At 70.8% G+C, this 18953-nt stretch carries 21 protein-coding genes; 9 read left to right on the forward strand and 12 right to left on the reverse strand.

Translation table 11 applies throughout. The features are described from left to right. Nucleotides 1-28: 28 nt before the first annotated feature. On the reverse strand, nt 29-778 hold the full coding sequence (locus ACFHW1_RS22255; RefSeq protein ID WP_416569429.1) for a MerR family transcriptional regulator: 750 nt from the start codon (nt 776-778) through the stop codon (nt 29-31). A gap of 58 nt (nt 779-836) precedes the next feature. Between ACFHW1_RS22255 and ACFHW1_RS22260 the strand changes: the two genes are divergently transcribed. Then, a complete protein-coding gene (locus ACFHW1_RS22260) occupies nt 837-2003 on the forward strand; it encodes an erythromycin esterase family protein (RefSeq protein WP_416569425.1) in 1167 nt (388 codons plus the stop codon). A 19-nt stretch (nt 2004-2022) separates the two neighbouring features. Here ACFHW1_RS22260 and ACFHW1_RS22265 read toward each other — a convergent pair whose 3' ends face one another. Beyond that, entirely contained in the window at nt 2023-2493 is a 471-nt protein-coding gene (locus tag ACFHW1_RS22265) for a DUF6194 family protein (protein ID WP_416569426.1), read from the reverse strand. Nucleotides 2494-2579: 86 nt separating this feature from the next. On the opposite strand from ACFHW1_RS22265, the gene ACFHW1_RS22270 reads away from it, so the two are divergent. From ACFHW1_RS22270 to ACFHW1_RS22280, 3 genes are all read left to right on the forward strand, one after another. After that, a complete protein-coding gene (locus ACFHW1_RS22270) occupies nt 2580-3338 on the forward strand; it encodes a MerR family transcriptional regulator (RefSeq protein ID WP_416555847.1) in 759 nt (252 codons plus the stop codon). Nucleotides 3339-3361: 23 nt separating this feature from the next. Further along, on the forward strand, nt 3362-3652 hold the full coding sequence (locus tag ACFHW1_RS22275; protein WP_416555877.1) for a hypothetical protein: 291 nt from the start codon (nt 3362-3364) through the stop codon (nt 3650-3652). Between the two features lie 64 nt (nt 3653-3716). Continuing rightward, complete coding sequence (locus ACFHW1_RS22280) at nt 3717-4502, forward strand: class I SAM-dependent methyltransferase (protein WP_416555876.1); 786 nt, start codon at nt 3717-3719, stop codon at nt 4500-4502. Between the two features lie 114 nt (nt 4503-4616). Here ACFHW1_RS22280 and ACFHW1_RS22285 read toward each other — a convergent pair whose 3' ends face one another. Together ACFHW1_RS22285 and ACFHW1_RS22290 are read right to left on the reverse strand one after the other, a co-directional pair. Then, nucleotides 4617-4763, reverse strand: coding sequence for a hypothetical protein (locus ACFHW1_RS22285; protein ID WP_416555846.1), 147 nt, complete (start codon nt 4761-4763; stop codon nt 4617-4619). Between the two features lie 47 nt (nt 4764-4810). Then, nucleotides 4811-5269 carry an endonuclease domain-containing protein gene (locus ACFHW1_RS22290; RefSeq protein WP_416555845.1) on the reverse strand — a complete coding sequence of 153 codons (459 nt, stop codon included), beginning with the start codon at nt 5267-5269 and terminating at the stop codon, nt 4811-4813. Nucleotides 5270-5441: 172 nt separating this feature from the next. Between ACFHW1_RS22290 and ACFHW1_RS22295 the strand changes: the two genes are divergently transcribed. The 4 genes from ACFHW1_RS22295 to ACFHW1_RS22310 all read left to right on the forward strand — a co-directional run bounded on the left by ACFHW1_RS22295 (nt 5442) and on the right by ACFHW1_RS22310 (nt 8853). Continuing rightward, nucleotides 5442-5771 (forward strand): nucleoside triphosphate pyrophosphohydrolase family protein, encoded by a 330-nt coding sequence (locus ACFHW1_RS22295; RefSeq protein WP_416555844.1) that lies wholly within the window; start codon nt 5442-5444, stop codon nt 5769-5771. A gap of 48 nt (nt 5772-5819) precedes the next feature. Further along, nucleotides 5820-6680, forward strand: coding sequence for an ATP-grasp domain-containing protein (locus tag ACFHW1_RS22300; RefSeq protein WP_416555843.1), 861 nt, complete (start codon nt 5820-5822; stop codon nt 6678-6680). Nucleotides 6681-7128: 448 nt separating this feature from the next. Then, a complete protein-coding gene (locus tag ACFHW1_RS22305) occupies nt 7129-8268 on the forward strand; it encodes a serine/threonine protein kinase (RefSeq protein WP_416555842.1) in 1140 nt (379 codons plus the stop codon). A gap of 243 nt (nt 8269-8511) precedes the next feature. Further along, complete coding sequence (locus tag ACFHW1_RS22310) at nt 8512-8853, forward strand: RNA polymerase-binding protein RbpA (protein ID WP_123601539.1); 342 nt, start codon at nt 8512-8514, stop codon at nt 8851-8853. Between the two features lie 104 nt (nt 8854-8957). Here the strand turns inward: ACFHW1_RS22310 and ACFHW1_RS22315 are convergent, their stop codons facing one another. The 4 genes from ACFHW1_RS22315 to ACFHW1_RS22330 form a co-directional block, all read right to left on the reverse strand. Then, nucleotides 8958-9488 (reverse strand): FxsA family protein, encoded by a 531-nt coding sequence (locus tag ACFHW1_RS22315; RefSeq protein ID WP_416555841.1) that lies wholly within the window; start codon nt 9486-9488, stop codon nt 8958-8960. 56 nt (nt 9489-9544) lie between these two features. After that, nucleotides 9545-10348, reverse strand: coding sequence for a polyprenol monophosphomannose synthase (locus tag ACFHW1_RS22320; RefSeq protein ID WP_416616030.1), 804 nt, complete (start codon nt 10346-10348; stop codon nt 9545-9547). After that, entirely contained in the window at nt 10345-11952 is a 1608-nt protein-coding gene (gene lnt, locus ACFHW1_RS22325) for an apolipoprotein N-acyltransferase (RefSeq protein ID WP_416616034.1), read from the reverse strand. Before lnt ends, ACFHW1_RS22320 begins: the two co-directional genes overlap by 4 nt. Nucleotides 11953-12504: 552 nt before the next feature. Next, complete coding sequence (locus ACFHW1_RS22330; RefSeq protein ID WP_416555839.1) at nt 12505-14124, reverse strand: amidohydrolase; 1620 nt, start codon at nt 14122-14124, stop codon at nt 12505-12507. A 182-nt stretch (nt 14125-14306) separates the two neighbouring features. Here ACFHW1_RS22330 and ACFHW1_RS22335 point away from each other — a divergent pair, with 182 nt between their 5' ends. Then, entirely contained in the window at nt 14307-15698 is a 1392-nt protein-coding gene (locus ACFHW1_RS22335; protein ID WP_416555838.1) for a KamA family radical SAM protein, read from the forward strand. 16 nt (nt 15699-15714) lie between these two features. Here the strand turns inward: ACFHW1_RS22335 and ACFHW1_RS22340 are convergent, their stop codons facing one another. From ACFHW1_RS22340 to ACFHW1_RS22355, 4 genes are all read right to left on the reverse strand, one after another. Then, complete coding sequence (locus tag ACFHW1_RS22340) at nt 15715-15903, reverse strand: CsbD family protein (protein WP_416555837.1); 189 nt, start codon at nt 15901-15903, stop codon at nt 15715-15717. 216 nt (nt 15904-16119) lie between these two features. After that, entirely contained in the window at nt 16120-16563 is a 444-nt protein-coding gene (locus ACFHW1_RS22345; protein ID WP_416555836.1) for an Lrp/AsnC family transcriptional regulator, read from the reverse strand. Nucleotides 16564-16579: 16 nt separating this feature from the next. Next, entirely contained in the window at nt 16580-17719 is a 1140-nt protein-coding gene (locus tag ACFHW1_RS22350) for an acyl-CoA dehydrogenase family protein (RefSeq protein ID WP_416591111.1), read from the reverse strand. A gap of 82 nt (nt 17720-17801) precedes the next feature. Continuing rightward, the gene (locus tag ACFHW1_RS22355; RefSeq protein ID WP_416555834.1) at nt 17802-18941 is read right to left on the reverse strand and encodes a DUF4037 domain-containing protein; all 1140 of its coding nucleotides are present in this window, start codon (nt 18939-18941) and stop codon (nt 17802-17804) included. Between the last annotated feature and the right edge of the window lie 12 nt (nt 18942-18953).

The raw sequence follows: 18953 nt of genomic DNA on the forward strand, positions 1-18953 counted from the left end.
CCGCACCGGGCGACCCGGCCACCGAGAATCAGTCCGGCCCGCCCGAAGCCGACCCGGCTGACGCCGCCACCCGGACACGCAGATAGGCGTCCAGTTCGGCGGCACCGGCGAGCATCGCCCGGCCCCGCGCGGACAGCCGGTCCCGCCAGACACGCAGCGTCGACTCCAGCGGGGCGACGCCGCCGACCGCACGGACCTGGGTGATCAACGGCGCGATCTGCGCCAGCAGATGGCCACCCCGGCGCAGCTGGTGGACCAGCATCACGTCCCGCACGTCGTCGGCGTCGTAGACCCGGTAGCCGGTCCGCCGGTCCCGGCCCGGCCGGACCAGACCGGCGGCCTCCCACGCACGCAGGGTGGCCGGGCGCAGACCGAGCCGGGCCGCCAACGGGCCGATGAACGTCCCGCCGCGCTCGGGCGCGACCGGCACCAGATCACGCAGCGCGACCTCGACCGCCTGCACGGTACGCCGGTCCTCGACCAACTGGCAGTGGCTGTCGTCGACACGTCGCAGCGCCTCGTCGACGGCGCCCCGGTTCACCGCCCGCATGATCGCCGTCGCCGTGGCGTGACCGTGCCCGGCGACCAACGCGACGAACGCCCGCAGCGCCTGCGCGTGCACCGGCGTGTAGACCCGGTAGCCCGCGGCGGTCCGCGCAGCCGCCGGCAGGACACCGGCCTGCTCGTAGTTGCGCACCGCCTGAGGGGACAGACCATGCTCCCGCGCCAGGTCCACCGGCCGCACAGCTACCCCACGGTTTGAAGGTTGGCGAAGCATCCACAGTGCCGACCGCACACAAACCTTACACCGTTGTTTCAACGATACCGTTGAAGGAATGGATATCACGGACACCGCCCGCCCCGTCGACGGCGCGGGCATCTCGGCGTTGCTGCGGTCGCTGCCCGCCCGCCCCCTGCTGCTCGGCCTCGGTGAGGCCCGGCACTTCGTGGAGGAACTCGGCCAGCTGCGCAACGACATCTTCCGGCACCTCGTCACCCACGAGGGCTACCGGTCGATCGCCGTCGAAAGCGACTGCCTGATGGGCCTCGTCGTCGACGAGTACGTCACGGCCGGCACCGGCACCCTCGACGACGTCATGCGTCACGGCTTCAGCCACCAGTTCGGCACCTCACCGGCCAACCGCGACCTGGTCAGCTGGATGCGGGCCTACAACACCGACCACGACGACAAACTACGGTTCCACGGCTTCGACGGTCCCCTGGAGTACTGGGCGGCCAGCCCACGCCAGGCACTCACCGGCCTGCACGACCTGCTCGACGACCCGCCGCCCGGCACCCGGGACACCCTCGACTCGCTGCTCGGCCCGGACGACCGCTGGTCCGACCCGGCCACCGTCACCGACCCGTCCCGGTCGATCGGCCGGTCCGCCGACGCCCAGCAGCTCCGGCTGATCACCGACGACCTGCTGGCGCTGCTCGACACCCAGGCGCCGCAGCTGGACCCCGCCGACCGCGAACGGGCCGAACTGTACGGGCGTACCGCCGTCGGCCTGCTCCGCTACCACCACGCGATGGCCGACCCGTCCCCGACCAGGATCGCCCGGCTGTCGGCGCTGCGGGACGCCATGATGGCCGCCAACCTGCGGGCCGTCGCCGACCACGGCCCCGCCCTGGTGTTCGCCCACAACCTGCACCTGCAGCGCACCCGAAGCGTCATGTCGTTCGGCGACCAGCAGCTACGGATGTGGAGCGCCGGCGCGATCACCGCGGCCCGCCTCGGTGACCGGTACGCCCACCTGGCCTGCGCCCTCGGCACCCTCGGCGACGCCACCCCACCACCGGACACCGTCGAAGGTGCCCTCGCCACCCTGCCGTGGGACACCTGCCTCGTCGACACCCGCCGACTGGCCCGGACCCTCACCGCAGCCGTACCCCGGGTCAGCCCCGACTTCGCCTACTTCCCGCTGGACCCGGCGCGGCTCGACACGATCGACGGCGTCGTGTTCGTCAACCACGTCCCCCGACCGGGCACACCGGCGTGACCACCGGCGCGCCCACCCGCTAACTCCTGCCGGCTCGTCGTCGGTGGTGTGCGCCGGCGTGTCGGTGTGCCGCGCGCAGCAGATCACGCACCACCGCGTCGGTGCGCGGTCCGGGGTCGACCACCGCCAGCCAGCCGCCGGCCCCGTACACGGGATGGGCGAACACGGTGTCGGCAGCGGCGGGATCGACCCCAGCCGGGGCTGCCCCGCGAGGCTCATGCCCGGCGTGCCGCAGGAAATCGTCGCGTCCGACGGCGACGTTGAGCCGGAACACCTCCGGCCGGTCCAGGCGCGATGTCGCGTCGCCCGGGTAGTCCTTGGTCACGATCGTGGCGAACGGCTGCCGCCCGGTCGGGACCGTGCCGTCGGGCGAGACGTAGAAGAACGTGTCGCCCCAGCTGATCGGCGGCGTGCCGTCGCCGGACGCCGGTCTGAGGGTCAGTACGTCGCCGAGACCGGCGACGAACGCGATGATCTCATCCTGGGTCATACCTCAAGCGTTACATTGCAGTGCTTATGGAGACTTCACGGTCACGACATCAGGCAGACGAGGCGGAAGGTCTCCACTCGCTTCGAATGCGCACTGTCGACGTCGCCCGGCGGGCCGGGTACGGCGTTCAGCAGATCCGCAACCTGGAACGCGACGGCGTCCTGCCGCCCGCGGACCGTACCGCCACCGGCCACCGGGTGTTCGCGGAACTGCACCTGCGGTCGGCGCTGGCCTACCGGGCTTTGGCCACGGCGGTGGGACCGGCCCAGGCGCGCAGGATCGTCCGGGCCGCCCACCGCCGCCCAGCCGACGGGATGCTCGCCCTGCTCGACGCGGCCCACGCCCGGCTGCACACCGACCGGGCCGACCTGCGACAGGCCCAGCTGGCGGCCCGGGCCATCACCGCCGAACCCCTCGACGACGTACGCGACTGCGACGCGATGAGCATCTCCGAGCTGGCCGCCGCTCTCGGCGTACGCCCGTCGACCCTGCGGCACTGGCACGCCGAAGGCCTCGTCGTGCCCGGCCGCGACCGACCGGGCGGACCGCGCCGCTACACCCCGGCCCAGGTCCGCGACGCCCGCGTCGTGCACCAGCTGCGTCAGGCCGGCTACCGGGTCGCACCGCTGCGGGCGCTGATGCCGCGACTGCGCTCCGCAGGGCGGTCGGCCGACATCACCGCCGCGCTGGCGGTCCACGACGCCGATCTCACCACCCGGTCCCGGGCCCTGCTCGACGCCGCCGCCGCACTGGCCACCGTGCTTACGCTCACCGCCGCCCCGGGCAACACCCCGGCAGCCGACGGGTCGGATCCGGTCGACCGACTACGATCGGTGTCGCCATGACGTGGACACTCCGGGAGCAGCCGATGACCGTCGACGCCACGCTCGCCCGCATCAACGACGGGGTGCAACTGCACCACCAGCGTGGTCAACGGGAGGCCGCCCGTGACCTGTTCACCCGGATCTGGGACGAGATCGGCGGGCACAAGCCTACGGATCGACACATCAGATGTCGGCACCCCTGCGGCTCCACGGACAAGGTCGTCGCCAGCGCCAAGCTAAGCGTGACGTCTGGTGGCGGCTGGCGGACTGGCTCGGCCGCGTCAAGCCGTCCTGCTGTCGCTGTCGCCTGCCAACAAAGCTGGCAGGAGGTTTAGGTTGTTCGGGTGGCTTGCTTCAGGTCGAACGTTCGGCGATGAACACGAACTCTCGACCTGGGCGATCGGGTGCCTCCCGCACGTCGAGGACTCGGTAGCCGTTGGCGGCCAGGCTCGATTCGACCTCGTCGCGGCTGCGGAACCGGAGGGTCGAGTCAGATCGGCGACCCGTCACCTCACCGACGACGGACTCTCAGCCTGGCGGGAAGCCGTGACCCGACACCTTGGCCCCCAGGCAGGCATGCGAATACTCGACCTCGGCTCGGGCACCGGAATGTGGGCGCGAGCCTTCACCGCCTGGTACGACCGTATCGAGGTCACGGCGGTCGAGCCCTCCGAGGCGATGCGCGCCCGCTCGATGTACCAGCCTGTCGTGCATGGCGACGCCGAGCGCATCCCGCTCGACGACGGCAGCGTCGACGCCGCCTGGATCTCCACGGTCATCCACCACGTGCCAGACCTGCACCGTGCAGCCCGAGAACTACGCCGCGTCGTCCGCCCCGGCGGCCCGGTGCTGATCCGCTCCGCGTTCGCCGGCCGACACCAAGCGATCACCCTGTTCCGTTACTTCCCCGAAGCCATCCGTGTGCTCGACACCTACCCCAGCGTGGCCGACGTCGAAGCAGCCTTCACCGCCGCCGGGTTCGTCACCGTCGGCCGCGAACAGGTCCCGCAGGTAACCGCGGCCTCACTACGCGAGGCCGCGACGGCACTGCGCCGCGAGGCACACACCCCTCTGCAACTGATAGGCGACGACGAGTACGCGGCAGGCCTGGCCCGACTGCGCAAGGCAGCGCAACGTGAGACCAGACCCGTGGTTGACGTCCTGGACCTGCTCGTCCTCACCTGAGTGGCACCCGTGCGCGTTTCGTTGGCGGCTGATCCAAACGCCTTCGATCCGTTCACCCCGGCGACACCGCGACCTGGTGGCCCGCGCTCCTGCCCTCGCTACGGGCGGACACGCTCAGCTTCGACGCAACACGCAGACCACCTTGCCGAGGAGCACCGCGCGGTCACCAGGGCTGACGGGGCAGCGCAGGTTGCGGGGTAGCAGATCCACGGCACCGTCCCGGATGCGCAAGACCTTTACGGTGGTCTCGCCGTCAATCATGTCGGCGATGGTGTCAGCACTGGCTACCGCTTGCTGCGACGTACTCATCAAAGGTCGGCACCGGCTGATGCTTCCGTATGCGTTTCCAGGTAGGCCCGCACCTTGTCCAGCAGGGCGGGGTTCTCCTCGACCGCCCTTGTCACCAGATTGCAGCGGTGGCAGAGCAACTGCCGGACGACTCCGCTGCGGTGGTCGTGGTCGACCGCCAGGCGCCGTGGCGCACCGCCCCGGCCACGCGCTGTCTCGTACTGACCGCAGATCGCGCACCGCCCTGCCTGGTCGGCCAGCATCTGCTCGTACTGCGCCGCGGTGAGGTTGTACTTCTCACGCAGGACCTGCGCGTGCGAGACGCGGTCGCCGTCCTTGGTCGCGTAGCGGGCACGTTTGTCCGCCAGAATGCAGGCCTTGCATGGTCTGCGGGGCAGAGCCGAGTGCAGCTGGTCGTAGAAGGCGGTGCGTGGCTTCGTCTGGCCACATTTCCGGCAGAACACCATGTCATCACCCACCACTGCACCATACAGGTAGTGTGTTGTTGCCGCATAACTGTCATTATGGTGTATCGGTTCTCCGCACCCGCAGCTCGACTCCAATTATCGGATTGAAGATAACAGTAATTCGATAATTGGGTGGCAGGGTGCCGGAGGGGCCGGTGGGCCTGGACCGCCATACTGGTCCGCCATGGACCTGGACGACTATCAGCGCGGCGCCGGGCGCACCGCCGCGCCGCGCGACAAGAAGAACGAACTGCTCCACCTGGTACTCGGACTCGTCGGTGAGTCCGGTGAAGTCGCCGAGAAGTTCAAGAAATGGGTCAGAGACTGCGACAGCGACGAGTCCAGGATCGACCGGGCCGACATCACCAAGGAACTCGGCGACGTCCTGTGGTACGTGGCGGCCCTCGCCGCCTACCTCGACCTCTCACTGAACGACATCGCGACCGACAACCTGGCCAAGCTGGCCAGCCGCCAAAACCGCGGCGTACTCGGCGGCAGCGGCGACAACCGCTGACCCGGCCCGTCCACCGTACGGCCCGGGCGCGAGCCGTACGATCAGCGTATGGTCACCCGGCTGGCATGGGTCTCCGCGCACGAGGCACGCGGACACGACGAGGACGAACCGCTGGCCCTGCCGGCGCTGCGGCAGGCCGGCATCGCCGTCGACGAGGTGGTGTGGACCGACCCTGCGGTGCGGTGGGCCGACTACGACCGGGCCGTCCTGCGCTCGACCTGGGACTACCCGCAACGGCTCGGACAGTTCCTCACCTGGCTGGAAACCGTCGACCAGGTGACGGATCTGCGTAATCCGCTACCGATGCTGCGGTGGAACCTGGACAAGCACTACCTCGCCGACCTCGACCGGGCCGGCGTACCCGTCACACCGACCACGTTCGTGGAGCCGGGACACCGTCCACACTTCCCCGCTGGCGACTTCGTGGTGAAACCGGCCGTCGGCGCGGGAAGCCGGCACGTCGCCTCGTACCGGCCGGCGCAGCACGACGAAGCGTACGCCCACGTGCGCCGACTACACGCCACCGGCACCAGCGTGCTGGTCCAGCCACGACTCACCTCGGTGGCCGACGACGGAGAATGGCCCCTCGTCTTCTTCACCGGCAGGTACAGCCACGCCGCGAACAAACGGGTCGTGCTGCCCCACACCGACCCGGTCGACGACCTGTTCGCACCGGAAACCAGCACGCCACATGTCGCCGACCCGGAACTGATCGCCGTAGCTTGCAAGGCCGTCGACACCGTCACCGGCTCGTTCGGCGTCCCGCTCTACGCCCGGGTCGACCTCGTCCGCGACGACCACGGCCGGCCATGCGTGCTGGAACTGGAACTGGTGGAGCCCTCCCTGTTCCTGCCCCAGACCACACCGGCCGCGCTTGAGCGTTTCGTCGACGCCCTGCAGGCCGACTGACGCCCGCGTCACCCTCCGCCGCTGCCCAGCCACACGTTGTCGCCGATCCGGACCGGCTCCGCGGACTCCCACTTGTCCCGGCGTGCACCGGCCGCGAACGGATGCGTCGGCGTCAACAACTGCACGTTGCAGCCAATCTACACATCGTCACCGACGGTGATAGCCGCCGCGTCCAACCCCACCAGACCGAAGTTGACGAAGATACCCGCCCCGACGCCGATGTGAACGCCGTAGTCGACCCGCAGCGACATCTCGACCAGCTCCGGATCGTCGGCACGGTACCGGCACCAGCGACCATCCGTCCCGCATCAATCGCCCGTCACCGCCAGAGCCCACCAGCCGACCGTACGCCACACAGCCGGAACACAGACGGCGAAGCAGCCGAAGGCACACCTGCAGCCACCACCACGGCGGTACCCGCCAGGCCGGCAACTACACTTCGGCGGCGATGGACACCCCGCCGCCGGACACCGAAACCACGACCCGGCCCTGCGCACACTGCGGCGCACCCGTACCGCAACGGGCAGCCGCCGGCCGCCCCTTCCGGTACTGCCGCGACAACGACGGAGCCTGCCAACGCGCCTCCCGCGCCAACCGGATGCGCCGCCGCGATGCCCCCGGCCTCGCCGGCCAGATCGCCCGCAGCTGGGAACTCGTCGACCGCCTCGACCAGATGGTCGGCACCCTCACCGAGACACTGCACGCCGAACTCTCCCCGGCCGGCGTCGACCGACGCGTCGCCGAAGTCCGGGCCGAAGCCGCCGCCACCCTCGCCGCCGCCCAGGCCGAACGCGACGACGCGCGGCAGACAGCCGAAGCCGCCACGACAGCCGCAACCCAGGCACAACAGACTGCCGTGCAGGCCACCGCCCGAGCGGAAACCGCCGAGACGCGCGCCGAAACGGCGACCGCCGAAGTCGCGGCGGCCCGCCAGCAGGCCGCGCAGGCACGGACGGAACAGGCCGCCGCGCAACAACGGGCCGCCGCCGCCGACGCACTGCTGCGGCAGGCCGAACACGACCGCGACACCATCCGCGAACAACTGGAACAACTGACCCGGCAACGCGACGACGACCGACGCGTCATCGACGAACTCACCCGGGAGGCAGCAGCGGCCACCGCAGCAGCAGCCGACGCCAGCGACGCCGCGCGCACCGCCGACGACCACCGCCAGCAGGCCGACATCCGCGCCGACCGGGCCGACGCGCAAGCCGAGGCCGCCCGGGCAGACGCCGCCCAGGCGCACGCAGAAACTGCCGCCGCGCGCGAGGCGCTACACCAGGCGCGCGCCGACATCGACCAGTGGCAGCGGCGGGCCGATGCGGCGCAGCACGATATCCAGACCGCCCGCGCTGACGCCGACACCGCCCGCGCGGAGACCGCCGCCGCCGTCGCCCGCGCCGACCAAGCCCGACACACTGCGACAGAACTCGCCGCCGCGCTCGACACCGCCCGGGCCGAACGTGACAACGCCCAGGCCCGGGTCACGGAACTGTCCCGCCAAGTCAGCGACCTCGCCACGGCGCTGGCAGCGCTCAGCACCGCCCGCCGGCCGGTCGACAACCACCCGGCGGCGCCCGCACAGTGACCTACATCGCATCCACATCGTCACCGATGTGCCAGACTTCGTTAACGCCATGTTTCACCCCGGCGGCGACGGCGTCCGCGCACCGGTGACACGGCAGCAGCGAGCATCGGCCGGATACGCTCACACACGTCCGGACGCGGGGCCTGCCGCTACCAGGCAGCGCCCGTCGACAGCGGGAATCGCCCGCCCCGTACACATCGTTACACCTGAAGACCAGCACCACGACCGAGGGGATAGCCGATCATGGGCGAGCGCATGCTGCGCGGAAGCCGTCTGGGAGCAGTCAGCTACGAGTCCGACCGCAACACGGAACTCGCGCCGCGCCAGACCCGCGAGTACCTCTGCGCCAAAGGCCACCAGTTCGAGGTCCCATTCGCCGTTGACGCGGAGGTGCCGGTGACCTGGGAATGCAAGTTCGACGGCAGCGTCGCCCGGCTGGTCGACGGCAGCGAACCGGAGCAGAAGAAGGCCAAGCCGCCACGCACCCACTGGGACATGCTCCTGGAACGGCGGTCGATCGCCGAACTGGAGGACATCTTGGCCGAACGTCTGCAGGAGGTCCGTAACCGGCGCGGCGGCGTCTGACCACCCCGGCCCCGCCCGACCGGTCGGCTGACCAGACACCAACGCCCCTGACGCCGGATACGGCGTCAGGGGCGTTGTCGCGCTCCCGCACCCGGCGTGCCCACTCACCGCGGCGGATCGACAATCTCCCCTTCGATCGTCGGACCGGCCGCGGCACCCTGCTGCGCGGAACCGTCCGCAGACCCCGTCGGTGGCCGGTCCGACGCCGGCGGCGGATACACCCGCACCCGGCGCGGCCCGAACATCTCCCCGGCCGCCGCCGACGACATCCGCCGCTCCGCAGCGACCTGAACCCGCCGCCGCACCACCCGCCGCACCTGCGGCACCGCCAACACACCACCGAACACGCCACTGACCAGCCCCGGCGTCGCCAACAACACACCGGCGACCAACCCGAGCAGACCGTCACTGACCTGCTCGCCGGGCGGGCGACCGGACTGCGCCGCCGCCCGGAAACTCCGCCAGGCACGCATCCCTTCCCGACGCAGCAGCGCCATACCCGCCAGGGAAGCGGCCAGCGCCAAGAGCAACGTCCACCCGTAGCCGATCTGATGGGCGATCAGCAGGAAAACGGCGACCTCCAGAACCAGACCAGCCGCCAAGGCCAACGGGATCAACCGCACTCCCCGGCGCATGTCACCTCCTGCGAACGTGGCGTCACGTCACCTGTCCAGGATGACACGCGCCGTCGTCACGGCCAGCGCGCCGAAGCCGTGTCGCGAGGCCGGCCGGTCAACCCGTCCCGGCGGGCCCGAACCCCCCAGACGGTCACCCGCCACAACGCCTCCCGCACGATCGACGCGCTCATCTTGCTCGCGCCCTGCTCGCGCTCCGTGAACGTGATCGGCACCTCGACGATGCGGAACCCCTCGCGGTGTGCCCGCCAGGTCAGCTCCACCTGGAACGAATAACCCTGCGACGACACACTCGCGTAGTCGACCTTGTCGAGCACCGCGATCCGGTACACCCGGTAACCACCGGTCGCGTCCCGCACCGGCATACCCAGCGCCAACCGCGTGTACAGGTTCGCCCCCTGCGACAGCACCCACCGGTGCCGGGGCCAGTTCACCACCTCACCGCCCGGCACCCACCGGGAACCGATCACCACGTCGGCGTCCCGTGCCGCGTCCAGCAGCTGCGGCAACTGCTCCGGAGCATGCGACCCGTCAGCGTCCATCTCGACCACCGCGTCGTAACCACGCTCCCGCGCCCAGCCGAACCCGGCGACGTAGGCCGCGCCGAGACCCTGCTTGCCCGGCCGGTGCAGCACATGCACCCGGCCGTCGGCCGCAGCCAGCTCATCGGCGACCGCCCCGGTACCGTCCGGCGAGTTGTCGTCGGCGATCAGCAAATCGACCTGGGGCACGGCGTCGCGGATCCGGGCGGTGATCAGACGTACGTTCTCCGCCTCGTTGTAGGTGGGAACGACCACCAGCACCCGACCGACACCCGGGTAGCCCTCCGGGCCACCGCCCGCCGACACCGCCTCGCTCACCGTACCTCCGTATCCGAACTGACCACCCGCCGCCGCAGCCACACCGCGGCGACGAGCACCACGCCGGCGAACACCACCAGCACCGCTTCGGGCCAGAACCCCATCCGAGTCGCAAGAGTACGCGTCGCCCCGAGCTCGAGCTCACTCACCACGGCGGCCGCCGTGTTGAACCGGGTCGGCTGCGACACCCGCCCATTCTGATCGACGAACGCTGATATGCCAACGGTCGACGCCATCAATCCGGCCCGACCATGCTCCACCGCCCGCAACCGCACCATCGCCAACTGCTGCGCCGCCTCGGCCTCATTGAACGTCGCGTTGTTCGTCTGCACCGCCAACAGCTGCGCACCACCGGTCACCGTGTCGCGAACCAACCCGTCGTAGGCCACCTCGAAACAGATGACGCCGCTGACCGCCACCGGACCGACCCGCAGCACACCCGGCTGCGAACCGGCCACGAAATCGGCCCGGACCAGATCCACCTGATCGGTGACCATCCGCGCCAACCGCCGAAACGGAACATACTCCGCGAACGGCACCGGATGCCGCTTCACGTACACCTGCTCGACGGCGCCACCGGAACCCGGCTCCCACACCAGACTCACGTTGCGCACCTCCCCGGCACCAGGCCCGTACGCCAACGCCCCCACCAGGATCGGCACCCCGACAGCCGCCGCAGCCTCATCGATACTCGCCGCCGCCCGCGCGTCACGCATCGGATCCACGTCGCTGGCGTTCTCCGGCCACACCACCAGATCCGGCGCCGGCACCTCACCAGCCGCCACCCGCCGCGCCAACCCGACCGTGCCCTGCACATGGTTGTCCAACACGGCCCGTCGCTGAGCGTTGAAATCCAACCCCATCCGCGGCACGTTGCCCTGCACGACCGCCACCACCACCGAACCCGACGACCCGCCCCCCACCGGCACCAACCCACCCACCAGCAGCACCAGCACCGCCACCCCGGAACCCCCGGCCACCAGCGCCAAACCCCGCCACGAACGCCACGAACGCCACACCCCCGCCGCTACCGCCCCACCGGCCACCGCCACCACGAACGTCACCAACGGCCCCCCACCCACCGCCGCCCACGACAACACCGGCGAATCACCCTGGCTGAACGCCAACCGCCCCCACGGGAACCCACCGAACGGCGTCCGACCCCGCAACGCCTCCTGCCCCACCCACAACAACCCGGTCACCACCGGCCACAGCACGCCCCGGCGACGATCCACCACCGGAGACACGAACGCCGCCGACGCACCCAGCAACGCCAGGTAACCGGCCTGCAAGCCCGACAACAACACCCACGGCGAACTGCCCGTGTGCAGATTCGTCCAACTCAGCAACGGGGCGAAGAACACCAGCCCGGCCACGAACCCCAGACCCGCACCCGCCCGCAACCGACGCCGATGCACCGCCACCGACAACGCCGCCACCCCCACCGGGGCCGCCAACCACCAGCCGTACGGCGGAAAAGCCACCAACAGCGCCACACCCGACAGCACCGCCAGACCGATCGCCCACGGCAACCCCAACGGGCCGTCCACCGCCGCGAGCGCCACCGGCCGCGACCGCTCCGGCACCACCGCCGCATCCACCATCGCCACGTCGAGCCCCACCCGCCAGGCCACCACCCGCGGCAGCCACCGAACCGTCCGACGAAGGCTACCGGCAATCCCGCCCATCCGACGACGACAGCGACGGTCGGCGACGCACCGGCCGACAAACGAGAAATCGGGGCGCGGCCGATCGGCCGCGCCCCGCGCTCCCAGGCCCCTCCCCCGCCGATGCGGCAGGACGACCGTACGGTGACCTTCGGACCGGCCAACCGGGAACTGGCTGCCCCCGACGGACCGTTGTCTACTGGCCCCGCACGACCACCTGCCCGTACACCGGAAAGTCGCGGCCGGTTCGCGCCGCCTCGCCGACCCTCGCCCACTGGACCTGGCCGATGCGGACACCACCCGTGGCAATCCACGAGCGGCACAACCACACTGCGACAACAGTCGCTCGGCCAGCGGACGAAGAAACGAAGCGAACAACAGCCGCTTCCCGTGGTAGGACTCAAAGACGGTACGCGGGCCACCCCCGGTGCTGTCAACCCGGCCCAGGGACATCGACCACCGCCACCGGCGTGTCACCGGCCGCCCCGCTCACCCCACACCGGCCGCCCGATCCGCCGCCACGAAGATCTCCCGACCCCGCAGCACCGTCCGCAGACACCGCGGCAGCGGCGTCGGATCCGCCGGCCCGCGCAGCGCCGGATCCTCCGCCACCAGGACCGGCAGGCCGTCCGCCGACACACCCGCCGGCGTCTGCCACACCGCGAACGTCGCCGCCGCGCCCAGCGCCAACGCCCCCTCCTGCGCGGTCTGCACCACTCCCGGTGGCAACGCCCGCCAACCGCCCCTGGTGTGCGCGGCGAACGCCGACCGAACCGCCAACCGCGACGCCGGATTGAAATGCGAAACCGCGGCCCGCACAGCACCCCACGGATCCAGCGGCGTCACCGGCGAGTCCGAACCGAACGCCAACGTGACGCCCACCCCGTGCAACGCACCGAACGGATTCGACGCCAACGCCCGGTCCACGCCCAGCCGGGCCGCGTACATCTGACCCTCGCCACCCCACAACCGGTCGAACGCCGGCTGCACACTGGCCACCACCCCGAACTCGACGAACGCCCCGATCACCCGTTTGTCGACCAACTCGACGTGCTCCACCCGGTGCCGGCCGGCCCGCAGCCGGTCCACCCCGACCTCGCCGGCCGCCACCGCGAAGCCGTCCACGACCGCCGCCACCGCCGCGTCACCGATCGCATGGAACCCGCCCTGCACCCCCGACCGGACACAGTCCACCAGATGCGCCGCGACCTGACCGGCGTCCAGGAAACAACTGCCACAGCCGCCGCCGTCGACGTACGGCTGCGACAGGTACGCCGTCCGCGACCCCAACGCGCCGTCCGCGTACAGGTCACCACCGGCGGCCACCGCACCCAGCTCCCGTGCCCGGGCCGCGCCCAGAAACTCCCCCCAGTACCCGTACACCTCCGGCAGGCCGTCGCCCGACATCGCCAACACACCGACGAAGTCGGACTCCGACGACGTCTGCGGACCGCCGCACTCGTGCACCGCCGCGATACCCGCGCCGGCCGCCGCAGCCAACGCGGCCCGCTGCGCCGCCGCACGCTGCGCCGGCGTCAACGACCCGAACGCCAGCGCCCGCACCGCGTGATGGTCGTCCTCACGCACCCAACCCGGCGGATCGGAGCGCTCCGCCAGACCCGGCACCGCCGCCAGCATCTCCGACGACACCAGCGCCGAATGGATCGACGCCTGAGACAGGTACACCCGCCGTCGGCCCGACGCCGCCGACAACTGCCGCGCGTCCGGCGGCACCGGCCGCTGCCACGTCGACTCGTCCCACCCGTGCCCCAGCACCACCGCGTCCGGCGGCAGCCCCGCCGCGAAGCCGGCCACCCGGTCGACCAGCTCGGCCGGCGAACGCACCGACGACAGATCCAGGCCGGACAGCACCAGACCGGTGTCGGTCGCGTGCACGTGCGCGTCGACGAAGGCCGGGGTCACCAGCGCGCCGGCCAGGTCGACCACGACATCCGCCCGTGGCGCGTCCGCGTCCGTACCCAACCAGCCGATCCGGCCGCCACGCACCAGCAACGCCGTCGCTCCCGGCACCGCCGGGCAGTACAACCTGCCGTTCCGGTACAGCACCACGGGCAGCCCGGCCTCCGAACCCACCGTACGAGTCGTCATCAGCTCAGTCTGCTCCCCACCTGCGCAGGAGACGGCACCTGGCCACCAGAGCCACCGATTGACAACCGAATCACCACCTGGCACCTAGCAAGACCGGAAGACTTACGGCAGACTAGTCAACACACAGGAAATTATCCAGGAGTGCGGTACGCCCCACCGGACGCACCGAGCCAGGAGGACCGATGCCGCAACCCATCTCGGCAGACAGCCCCGGAACCACCCCGACGCTGCCCCAGCCGTACGATTACCAGCGCCGCGAACTCGTCGAACCCGACTGGACCCGACTACCCGGCTGGCGCGACGTCACCCCCGACCAGTGGCAGTCCGCCCAGTGGCAACGGGCCCACTGCGTCAAGACCGTCGCCCAACTGCACGCCGTCCTCGGCGACCTCGTCGACGACGGCTTCTACGCCGAACTCGGCGCCGATCAGAGCCGACACGCCACCATGTCCATGCTGGTCACCCCGCAAATGATCAACACGATGGTGCCGGGCGGCGCACCCGACGGCGACTCCCTGCGGGCCGACCCCATCCGGCGCTACATGCTCCCGCTGGCCAGCGACCGCCGGACCGACTGGCCGTCCCACCCGTACGCCAGCCGCGACTCCCTGCACGAACACGACATGTGGGTGGCGGAAGGACTGACCCACCGCTACCCGACCAAGGTCCTCGCCGAACTTCTCGCCACCTGCCCGCAGTACTGCGGGCACTGCACCCGGATGGACCTGGTCGGCAACTCCACCCCGACCATCGACAAACTCCGCCTGACCCTCAAGCCCACCAACCGCTACCAGACACACCTCGACTACCTGCGTGGACACCCCGGAGTTCGCGACGTCGTCGTCTCCGGCGGCGACGTGGCGAACCTCCCCTGGCGGCATCTCGAAAGCTACCTGCAGAGCCTGCTGGAGATAGCCAGCATCCGGGACATCCGGCTCGCCACCAAAGCGCTCATGGGCCTACCCCAGCACTGGCTGCAGCCCGATGTCGTGGCCGGCCTGGAGCGCGTCGCCCGCACTGCCGCCAGCCGCGGCGTCAACCTCGCCATCCACACCCACGTCAACCACGTGCAGTCACTCACCCCGCTGGTCGCCCGGGCCGCCCAGACCGCGCTCGACGTTGGCATCCGCGACGTCCGCAACCAGGGGGTGCTGATGCGCGGGGTCAACGCCGACCTGCACAGCCTGCTCGACCTGTGCTTCGCGCTCCAGGGCGAAGCCGGGATCCTCCCGTACTACTTCTATCTCTGCGACATGATCCCCAACGCCGAGCACTGGCGGGTCCCGGTCTGGACCGCGCAGCAGCTGCAGCACGACCTGATGGGTTATCTACCGGGCTACGCCACCCCACGGATCGTGTGCGATGTGCCGCTGGTCGGCAAACGTTGGGTGCACATGCTCACCGAGTACGACCGCGAGCACGGCATCTCCTACTGGACCAAGAACTACCGCACCTCACTCGACGGCACCGACGACGACCTGGGACGGCGGTACCCGTACTACGACCCGATCGACACGCTGCCGGAATCCGGACAGCGGTGGTGGTCCCGGCAACGGACGACCACCACCGGCTGATCCGGCCCGCTGGTCGTCAGCCGCTGAACGCGTCCCGTACGTTGCGGCCGGCGTCCTTCGCGTGCTCCCCCGCGTCCTTGGTCCGGGCCTTGCTCGCCTCGGCGGCGCCCTCGGCCCGCATCTGCTCGTTGTCGGTCGCCGCGCCGTAGCGCTCCTTCGCCTGGCCCTTGAGCTCCTCGGCCTTGCTGCGTGCCTTGTCGGTCATGCCCATGGTCGATCACTCCTATCGCGGTACTGACCGGACGGTTTCCGTCCGTGCTTCCTGCATGCCCGGCGTCGTGGGCTTCAAACGGTACGGCGGTCAGTGTGATTGCTGGGTCGTTGAGGTACGGGATGGCGTCAGACTCAACGCCTAACGCGTCCTAGGACAATAGGAAGAGACTTCCCGGCAGCCGAGCCGAGAGGACGCCAGGCGGCAGACTCAGACGAGTTTCGGCGGACGCGACTCGTACGGGGTGGACAGCACCACCGTCGTCCGGGTGGTGACGTTCGCCGCCGTCCGGATTTCCTGCAACAGCCGTTCCAGATCCGCCGGGCTCGCCACCCGGACCAGCAACAGGTAGAAGTCCTCCCCCGCCACCGAATAGCAGGAGTCGATCTCCGGCAGATGCGACAGCCGTTCCGGGGCGTCGTCCGGCTGGGACGGGTCAAACGGCCGGATCGCGACGAACGCGCTCAACGGCAGCCCCACCGCCTCGTACGACACCCGGGCGGTGTAGCCGTTGACCACCCCACGCTGCTCCAGCCGGCGCACCCGCTGATGAACCGCCGACACCGACAGGCCCACCCGCTCGGCCAGCTCGGTGTACGACACCCGGCCGTCGGTGGTCAGCGCGGCGACGATAGCGCGATCGGTCTCTTCCACGGCGAGAAACCTACCGTCACCGGGCCAGTGCTCGGGAGATCACCACCCGCTGGATCTGGTTCGTCCCCTCCACGATCTGCAGCACCTTCGCCTCCCGCAGGTACCGCTCCACCGGATGGTCGGCCACGTAGCCGTACCCACCGAGCACCTGAACCGCGTCGACGGTGACCTTCATCGCGACGTCGGTGGCGAACAGTTTCGCCTTGGCCGCCTCGACGGCGTACGCCCGACCGGCGTCGCGCAACCTGGCCGCGGCCAGGGTCACCGCCCGAGCGGCCGACACCTGGGTGGCCATGTCCGCCAACAGGAACCCCAGCCCCTGCAGGTCGATGATCGGCCGGCCGAACTGCTCCCGCTGCCGGGCGTGACCGACCGCGTGGTCGAGCGCGGCCTGGGCCAGCCCGACCGCACAGGCGGCGATCCCCAGCCGGCCGGCGGCCAGCGCGGACATCGCCACACCGAAGCCGGAGCCCGCGGCACCGACCAGGTGGTCCGCCGGCACCCGGGCCTGGTCGAACACCAGCTGGGCGACCGGGGAGGAGCGCAGGCCCATGGTGCGCTCCGCCGGCTGCGGCAGCACGCCGGCGGTGCCGGCCGGGACGAACAGACACGAGACGCCCCGCGTTCCCGGTCCGCCGGTGCGGCAGAAGACGTTGTAGAAGTCGGCCACCGCCGCATGGGTGATCCACGCCTTCGTCCCGGTCACCACGTAGTCGTCGCCGTCACGAACCGCCCGGGTGGTCAGCGCCGCCGCGTCCGACCCGCCCTGCGGCTCGCTGAGGCAGTACGCACCCAGCAGCTCACCGCCGAGCATCTCCGGCAGCAGCTTCCGTTGCCGGTCGGTGCCGTACTCGGCCACCGGATAACACGACAACGTATGCACGCTGACCGCCTCGGCGACCGCCAACCAACGGCTGGCCAGCACCTCCAGCACCTGCAGATACACCTCGTAGGGCTGGCCCGCGCCGCCGTCGGACTCGGCGAACGGCAGGCCGAGCAGACCCGCCCGGCCGAGGGTGCGGACCACCTCCCGGGGGAACTCGGCCCGTACCTCGAATTCGGCGGCCCGGCCGGCCAGCTCCCGGTCGGCGAGCTCGGTGGCCAACTCGATCAGGTCGTATGCCTCGGGCGTGGGCAGGACTCGTTCGACGGTCATGGTGAGTGCGCTCCAGAGTGGTGAGCGGGCCGGCGCCGGCCCGCGGTGGCAGGCTGACGGTGCCGATCGACACCCAGCAAGCTTAACGTTCGTTTGGCTGCGTCCTGTTGTGGACCAGCCCCAGGACACAACCCACCACCGAGCGGGTCCGCGCGACATCGGTGAGCAGCGCGGTGTGGTCAATGACCTGATCCACCGCCCCCAGCACCGACAACGCCCGCAGCTCGCGGTCACCGATCGCCGACCACAGGGCCCGGGCGAACCTGGCCGCGTCGAGCACCAGGAACGGCCGGTCCCGGAACGGCCGTACCGTCGGCTCCACCGGCGCGGCCAGCGCGAGCTGGTTGGTCCGCACCGCCAGCAGCTCGTACGCCTGGCACAACCGTCGCTGCCGCACACTCCACCCGGTCGCCGACAACGCCGCGGCCAACGTCGCACACAGCCCGTCGTCGTCCGGCAGCCGGGCGAACGCGCTGCCCAGCCACTTGTGGTACGGCGGGTAGCAGCGGCCGACCAGCAACGCCAGCCGCATCAGGTCCCGCACGATCCGGGCGGTCATCACCGCGCCGCCGATCTCGTCGCCGACTTCCCCGCACCGGCCGACGAACGGCTCCTCGCTGGCCACCCGGGCCCAGGCGGCGGCCAGCACGTACCGCCAGATGTCCGGTGGGTACCAGGCGAGAACCGCACGGCGACCGGTAAGCCCACCGACCGGCCCGGCCGACCGGGTCACCACGTCCGGCAGGGCGTCGTGGAACACGTCCCCGGCGGTGAACTCGGCGAGCCGTTGGGTCGGGGTGGCGAGCCAGTCCAGCCGGCCCGGCCCGTCGGCCGGATCGAAGCCCAGCACCCGCTGGCACCAGGCAGACACGTCCGTCACCGTCACCCCGTGCCGGGCACCGTCGAGCGCCGGCACCCCCAAGGTGCGGTCGGCGTCCGGCGCGAACCTGGTCGGGAAGCCCAGAAAGGTCGCCGGCAGGTCCTCGGTGACGGCGGCGCACACCTGGTCGGCCAGGCCGGCGTCGGCGCAGTCGAGGAACACCTGCACCCGCGGGCCCCAGTCATGGTCGCGGGAGCGTTCCGTGTCGAACCCGAACAGCTCCGAACCGGTGTCCATCCGGGCCGCGGCGTAGCGCAGCCGGGGGAACCGAGCGGCGATCGCCGGCGCCACCACCGCGTGGTGAAACCGGCGGCTCAGCTCCAGGCCGGGCAGGAAGCTCATGTCGGCAGCCTG

The organism is Micromonospora sp. LOL_014 (genome assembly GCF_048060245.1).
Lineage (GTDB): Bacteria > Actinomycetota > Actinomycetes > Mycobacteriales > Micromonosporaceae > Micromonospora_E.